At 59.6% G+C, this 4,769-nt stretch carries 8 protein-coding genes; 3 read left to right on the forward strand and 5 right to left on the reverse strand.

Annotated features, from left to right (window positions below; genetic code table 11):
* Positions 1 to 282: 282 nt before the first annotated feature.
* Entirely contained in the window at positions 283 to 966 is a 684-nt protein-coding gene (locus RISW2_RS22480) for a metallophosphoesterase family protein (RefSeq protein ID WP_051492358.1), read from the reverse strand.
* Positions 967 to 1,010: 44 nt separating this feature from the next.
* On the opposite strand from RISW2_RS22480, the gene RISW2_RS22485 reads away from it, so the two are divergent.
* Together RISW2_RS22485 and RISW2_RS24920 are read left to right on the forward strand one after the other, a co-directional pair.
* Positions 1,011 to 1,364, forward strand: a complete 354-nt coding sequence (locus RISW2_RS22485; protein ID WP_051492360.1) for a hypothetical protein — start codon at positions 1,011 to 1,013, stop codon at positions 1,362 to 1,364.
* Positions 1,364 to 1,714 carry a hypothetical protein gene (locus RISW2_RS24920; RefSeq protein WP_211238747.1) on the forward strand — a complete coding sequence of 117 codons (351 nt, stop codon included), beginning with the start codon at positions 1,364 to 1,366 and terminating at the stop codon, positions 1,712 to 1,714. The genes RISW2_RS22485 and RISW2_RS24920 overlap by 1 nt, the downstream gene beginning before the upstream one ends.
* An 80-nt stretch (positions 1,715 to 1,794) precedes the next feature.
* Here RISW2_RS24920 and RISW2_RS24390 read toward each other — a convergent pair whose 3' ends face one another.
* The 4 genes from RISW2_RS24390 to RISW2_RS22495 all read right to left on the reverse strand — a co-directional run bounded on the left by RISW2_RS24390 (position 1,795) and on the right by RISW2_RS22495 (position 4,438).
* On the reverse strand, positions 1,795 to 2,544 hold the full coding sequence (locus tag RISW2_RS24390; RefSeq protein ID WP_084615540.1) for a metallophosphoesterase: 750 nt from the start codon (positions 2,542 to 2,544) through the stop codon (positions 1,795 to 1,797).
* Between the two features lie 709 nt (positions 2,545 to 3,253).
* On the reverse strand, positions 3,254 to 3,667 hold the full coding sequence (locus tag RISW2_RS22490) for an MbcA/ParS/Xre antitoxin family protein (protein WP_051492362.1): 414 nt from the start codon (positions 3,665 to 3,667) through the stop codon (positions 3,254 to 3,256).
* 409 nt (positions 3,668 to 4,076) lie between these two features.
* Complete coding sequence (locus RISW2_RS25860; protein ID WP_084615542.1) at positions 4,077 to 4,223, reverse strand: type II toxin-antitoxin system CcdA family antitoxin; 147 nt, start codon at positions 4,221 to 4,223, stop codon at positions 4,077 to 4,079.
* A 29-nt stretch (positions 4,224 to 4,252) separates the two neighbouring features.
* Positions 4,253 to 4,438, reverse strand: a complete 186-nt coding sequence (locus RISW2_RS22495) for a WGR domain-containing protein (RefSeq protein WP_043775494.1) — start codon at positions 4,436 to 4,438, stop codon at positions 4,253 to 4,255.
* 76 nt (positions 4,439 to 4,514) lie between these two features.
* On the opposite strand from RISW2_RS22495, the gene RISW2_RS22500 reads away from it, so the two are divergent.
* Positions 4,515 to 4,769, forward strand: a 255-nt coding sequence (locus tag RISW2_RS22500; protein ID WP_043775495.1) for a hypothetical protein, incomplete at its 3' end; no start/stop codon positions are given.

Consider the following 4,769-nt stretch of genomic DNA (forward strand, 5'->3'; position numbering starts at 1 on the left):
AGCGCCGCAACTTCAGGCCTGACGCATGAAAGCAACCGATCACAAGCTCGAGTCTTCCGAAGACGCTTTGCACCAACGGGGGCATCCACACATGGATCACGCTTGCCGCGCAGTGTGAATCCCTTTTGTCAATATGTCCTAGTTGGTACCTGTGTGTTGCTTTGGCGCAGGCCCCGTGCCTGCGCATAATTGGAGAAGCAATCCGCAATATCGGATTCTTAGTTCCACCTTCCGTACCGTCGACTGGATTCGAGCCGAGCGTGACACAGGCGCCCGCCTCGTTCAGCTCTTCAGAACGAGCCTCCATGTCCTTGCGAGACCGACGCCTTGGACCCCGATACCCTCATCCGTCACCTCTGAATACGTCTGATGATGATGCCCGTGCACGATCATCCGTGCGCTCATGTCGAGCGCAAGGTCATTCAGAAATCCGAAACCGTGCTGATGGGGCAGGGGCGCCTCATGCGTGATCAGTACGTCCGCTTGGTGCAAACGGAGCTCCTTAACAGTCCACGGCATGATCGTAGTCCGATGAACCTGAGGGATGCCGCCTCTCCACCGTTCTTGACGAGGAGTCCGCGCGATCAGCTCCGCCTCGGTCGCGTACCGTGGTTCGCCCTCTCCTGGCCACAGGCGGGCTCTGATAACGCCTCCGAGACCTGCGATCCTGAGCCCGTCGATATCGATCACACGGCCGTCGATCCGGTACTGATCGTAGTCCTCCACGAGCTTCCATAGCTCATCCGACCCGCTGTCGTGATTTCCGACAATGAAAGCAAGCTGGGCGCCTGCATCGAGCACGGCGTCAAATGCATCGCGGGCGCGCTGTACGCCGCTGGGGTCCAGCTTGGCTTCTGCCAGGTCGCCGAGAACGATGACAGCGCGGGGCCGCTCCTCGAGGGCTTCGTAGAGGGGGTCCCAATTCCCGTGAGGGTCGCCGAAGAAGAGAATATCGTCGCTTTTCATGAGTGTGATATAGTGTGGCCAAGTCTCTGACGCGAGGACATAAAATGGAGAGTGTCGAGGATCGGATTGATCGAGCGAATGCTGCGATGCGTCAGCAGTTTGTGCGAGAGTTCGACTGCATCCCTGGTAGTGAGGCTCCCGAAGGGGCACTCATCCTCGAATACCGCGGAGAAAGCTTTGCGCCGGCATGGCAGCTTGCGCCTGAGGGCGATCTGTGGCCGATCTGGCGCCGCGTAATGGCGGCTTTGCCGGACGATCTAACGCCGTGGCAGAAGGCTTTCTGGGCAGTCTCCAGCAACGAGGCGCTCGACGGGCCCTGCCCGCTCGACCTTTTTGAGACCGGTGACGAGCGGCTCGTGGATGCTGCGCGCCGTGCCTGCGAGTTACCGGTCGGCTGATGGCCAGTCATCGAGCAGATACCGCCGCTGCGCAGCTTTGCAGATCGATCCGTGATATGCGGAGGCGCCGTGAGATCACTGTGCAAGATCTCTCTGAAGCCAGCGGCGTGCTGGAAACAGACATCGTGCGCGTGGAAGCCGGCGATCCTGAAATCGCACTCGGGGTCGTCATGGAGTTGCTCTACACGCTCGCCGGAAATGCGGCCGTTCTCCAGTTTTCAGGATTTTTTCGAGCTCGCAACAATCAGCACGAGGCCGTTCTACATGAAGAAGCGAACCGGCGGCGCCACGCGCGGTCCCATCCGGCAATTGATCGCACAGAAGGGTCCGACGATGCGCCGGAGGGATAGTGACCGTTCACGTGTAGTCGCTGCGGCCGCGGTCACGCGCTCGCTCGACGGCCGCAGCGACGTCTGGGTGCACTTCAGGATCAGACATTGTCAGCCACCACATCCGGGAGATCGAACACATATTTTGGCGCTGCGGGTGACCGCAGGAGGTCCTCTTGGGCCGGGTATCCCACCGATACATTCTGAATTTGACAGCCGCCGATCCTGAAATCGACCGGATGATGCGTATGCCCGTACAGCCATCTCGCGGGGCGATATGCGAGGACCATGTCAGAAAAATCGCTCGCATATGCGGCAGCAACATCGGCTTCTGGATGACGAAGCGCGCGCGGATGCGGCGCATGATGCGTAATCACCGTCGTCTCGCCCTGAAATGGCTCAGCAAGCCTCTCCTCGAGCCACGCGCGGTCTAATTTGTGTGCGGTGCAGATGTCGGGCCCCGTGATCCGCCTGTACCCATTTTTCGACAGTCTAATGTGCCTGTAATCGTTCATCTTGTCTTCGGCGGCATGCATCGCGACGTCGACGGGCAGGGGGCCGATGTCAAAGTCCGTCCACAGTGTGCACATGAGGATCCGGTGCCCCGGAGCGGGGCGGATTTCGCTCTGCTGCGCGTAGTGACATCCAAGCTCCACGCAGACCGCCGCCAGTTTTCCGGGCGCGTCGAGGTGACCGCGATAAAAGTCGTGATTTCCTGGGAAAACGTGGACGCGTCCCGGATCGATGCGCTCGAAAACAAGCGGCAGAATCCGACGCCACCCCTTCGAAAAACCGTTCGCGACATCGCCCGCAAGGATCAGGATGTCAGCCGTCCAAACCTCGGGCGGCAGAAGGTCGCGAGGGTCAGCTTAAGCGGCGCACCAAAGATCGATATGCAGGTCCGCGATGCATGCGAGTTTCATTTTTGTTCTCTAGCACGTAAACTGCGCTCATGAGAGCAGACGAACTCCTCAAGCGCCACAGCGCAGTCATCTCAACCAGCCGCCGCGCACCGATCAGCGGCTGGGGTATCGAGTGCGGGCCCGGGTGGCATGAGATCATCGACGACGCACTCACCGAAATCAGCAAAATCGGGCGATACCAAGTCGTCCAGATCAAAGAGAAATCCGGCCGGCTGCGAATCTACATGACGCGATACGATGACACGATCCACGAGATCGTTGAGCGAGCCGAGCGACGCTCTCTCTTAACTTGCGAGGTCTGCGGCCGTCCGGGGCAGCTGCGGCAATGCGGCGCCGCAATGGTTCGTTGCGATGAGCACGTCTCCAGGTAAGTTCCTGATCTGCTTGGGTAGCTCGCGGTATGTAGGGGTTACATACCGTAACATACCGCGAGCTACCGGCGTCGAGGCGTCTGATCTCGTTCCAGACGCAGTCAGCATGCGCCGCGGCGGGGCAGGGGAAGTAATCCTGAAAAAAAGAGGTTACCAGAGCGGGAACTCCGATCACCTCCTGAAGACTACAACCCCGAGGGGCTGAGCTCTCTGTCACACCTTGAGCATATGCATCCTCGGACAGAGCAGCAAGAGCAAAGAGCAGCTTACTCGATCCAGACGATGTCGTTTTCGGTGATGAACTCGTAGTCATCCGAGCCTGGCGGCGGGACGCCATCGCATCGCGCATCGAGGTATCTCCGCACGGTCAGAAGGTCCTCCAGGTCACCGCTGAGCATGAGATCCAACGGTCGCAGACCGCTGAAGTCCGGCCCTCGATGTGGCGATGTCAGCCAGAGGATTTGTCCGTCGCCGGTGAGGTAGATCTCGAGCCCATTGTAGATACCGAGAGCCGCGGAGATCCGCATGAGGACGTCTTCAGACAGTATGAGATCAAAATCCCTGCCTTGGGCTGCTGCAGCCCAAGCGTCATAGGCCGACGCATCGGGGGCTCCGAGGAGAGCGATCTGCTGGTCTCGCGCGAGAGACAAGCGCTCGCAGATGCGAAGGAAGGTCCTCATCCCGGGACCGCTTAAGCGCCGGCGATCAGCTGCCGAGTGCATAGATTGAGACGGAAACGTCATGATCTCAGCGAGCGGATGATCATGCTGCTCGTGCCAGGCCGCTTGCGCAAGGCGTCGGCGTTGTCCTCCAGCCGTTTCCGGCGCCGCTCTTCGTTTTCATCCATTGATCGCCACCGCACCGTTAGATCGTCGGGTCGTCATGAGTATGTCAGACGCCGATCCCGATCTCTATGACGATGATTTCCTGCCACTTCGACATTGAGACGGCCGTGCAGAAGGTGAAGAACGATTGATAAGTGCGCGCGGTGACGCCGCAATTCAAGGAGCCGGTAATAAACATTATGTTAAGTACCGCTACATTGAGCGCACGATCACACCCGCTCGAGGTCCCTCGGTGAACCAGCCATCAGAACGACCGGTACGCGGCCAGCGCCAGGCCCTCCCGTTCGACTTCCTCGGTGTACTGAGCCAAGGCGCGGGAATTCTGCTCACGCCACTGCCGGTTCCGGCTCTCGCGAGCTTCGTCCGTGGTGATCTCTCTGCTTCTCGGCATCAGATGTAACCTCGCTTCGACTTCTGCATCTACAGCCCGAAGCGCGCGTTCTTGGCGTCGGCCTCGCTGTCGTACCAATCTGTCCGCATCCGTCCGCGCCAGCCGATCCGCCCCCACTCCCGTACCAAGCCCCAGTCTCCGAACAGACCCGGGACGATCTCGAGGTGGTAGAACCGGTACATTTTTTCGCCGGGGTCGATCCTCGTGAGGTACATGGGAACTCCCGCATCACCGTGCAGATGCGAGTAAGCTTATCGATATTTCACGGGATTTCTAGTCAAAGCAGGTCCGATGGCGTCCGACATCATCTCGATGGTGACATCGAAGTCGGTTTTCGAAGTCGCTGATTTCGATCTCCTCGCCGCGACAGAAGCGGCCGCCTCGATGGCCGATGCCATGCGCCGAGGCGGCTTGAAGGTCGATGCGGTCGACGCGCAGGTCACGAAGAGCAAGGTGAAGTTCGACAGGCAGATCGCGGCCATCGCGAAAGTGAAGAAGGCCGACAGGATCGACTCCGACGACGCTGACCTGCTCCCTTTGGAGTCC

It is taken from the genome of Roseivivax isoporae LMG 25204, from assembly GCF_000521865.1.
In the GTDB taxonomy this organism is placed as follows: Bacteria; Pseudomonadota; Alphaproteobacteria; order Rhodobacterales; family Rhodobacteraceae; genus Roseivivax; species Roseivivax isoporae.